The 1,575-nt window shown below is 69.0% G+C and carries 1 protein-coding gene; it reads right to left on the reverse strand.

Features of this window, described 5'->3' with window-relative positions:
- Positions 1 to 73 precede the first annotated feature (73 nt).
- Complete coding sequence (locus tag EOE48_RS28385) at positions 74 to 1,414, reverse strand: transposase (protein ID WP_127734220.1); 1,341 nt, start codon at positions 1,412 to 1,414, stop codon at positions 74 to 76.
- Positions 1,415 to 1,575: the final 161 nt, after the last annotated feature.

Consider the following 1,575-nt stretch of genomic DNA (forward strand, 5'->3'; position numbering starts at 1 on the left):
CTAGCAGCCTGTCGGATTGGTATTTTGATCTGACGGGCGTGTCGTTTGCGGGGGTGGCGCGGGCCGTGAGGTCTCAGGCGTGGCACAAGCGGTGGAGGCGCCGGCAGTTGTAGGCGAGGGCGACGATGGTCCATTCACCGGCGACGGGGCCGAGGCCGCGCAGGTGGAAGCGCAGGAAGCCCATGGCGCTCTTGATGATGCCGAAGACGGGTTCCACGGTCTGCTTGCGGCGCTTGTAGAGAGCCTGACCATCGGGTGTCTCCAGCTTGGCCTTCATGTCCAGACGCCAGGGCTCCTTGATCTGCCGCTCGGGTTTGACGGCCGGCGGTGGCCGGAAGTCGTAGGGACGGTGCGGCTGGGTGCGCCCGATCGCCACCAAGGGGTCGATGCCGCGGGCCTGCAACTGTTCCACGCCCTCGCGGCTGCCAAAGCCGCAATCGGCCAGCACGGCGGCCGGCAGGCCGAGCGTGGGCTCCATCGCCAGGATGGTCGGGGCCAGGCTCGGCGCGTCCGAGGCGCTGGCGCTCAGGCCGGTGGCCAGGATGAGCTGGGAGCCCTCGGCACACACCACCGCCTGCGCGTTGTAGGCCTGCCGGTACTCGGCCGTCCTGGAGCGGCGCATCAGCGCCGAGTCGGGATCGGTGAGGTTGCTTTGACGGTCGGCCGGCGGGGTCGGGTCGGGGGGTGACGGCGGTGGGCCGCGCCGGCCCTTGCGGGCGGCATGGGCGGCCTTCTTCTCCTCGTAGGCGGGGCGGGCCGCATCGGCCTCGGCTTGCGCCTGGGCTTCGAGGCGGGCGCAGGCCTCGTCGAGCTTGGCCTTGAGCACGTCGCGTCGGGCCAGTTCGCCGGGCAAGGCCTGGGGATCGGGCTCGGCATCGGCCGCCTCGGCCTGCGCGGTGAGCGCCGCGATGTCGGCGGCGAGCCGCTCGCGCAACGCGACCGCCCGGTCGTAGCGCACGGAGCGGATCTTGGAGGCGTTGGCGTCGATCTTGGTGCCGTCGATCGACACCGTGCCCAGGCGCAAAAGCCCGGTCTCGCGAGCCAGCAGCAGCACCTGCAGGAACGCCGCCTCGAAGGCCTGTGCGTTGGTCCGGCGGAAGGTCGCGATCGTGTCGTGGTCGGGATGCTGGTTGGCGGCAATGAAGCGGACCGCGATGTCGCGGTAGGTGGCACGCTCGATACGACGGGACGAGAACAGGCCGTTGGCGTAGCAATAGATCAGCAGGGCCAACATCAGGCGGGGATTGTACTGCGGCTTGCCACCGGTGCGGCGGGGGATGGCAAAGCTGTGCAGCGGCACCCGCTCGACGGCGGCGATCACGAAGTGGGCGAGATCGTCGTCGGGGATCCAGGCTTTCAGGTCCGGCGGCAGAAGGAACGGCTGGTCGCGATCGAACGGGAGGAAGTTGGCCATACCAAAAAGCTAACTCCTTCCGTGACCGATAGAAATCCTCTTGATGTCCAGCCTGGCTGCTCATCAACCGGAACTCGGACCAGGCTGACCCGCCGCCACACCTCGACACGCGCGCTCCTGCGCCAGCCGTGAAATCAAGCCCCAACCCGACAGGCTGCTAG

Source organism: Methylobacterium oryzihabitans (genome assembly GCF_004004555.2).
GTDB lineage: Bacteria > Pseudomonadota > Alphaproteobacteria > Rhizobiales > Beijerinckiaceae > Methylobacterium > Methylobacterium oryzihabitans.

Coding starts and splice junctions, on each gene's coding strand:
- EOE48_RS28385 (WP_127734220.1), bottom strand. CDS start 1,414: ATGGCCAACTTCCTCCCGTTCGATCGCGACCAGCCGTTCCTTCTGCCG.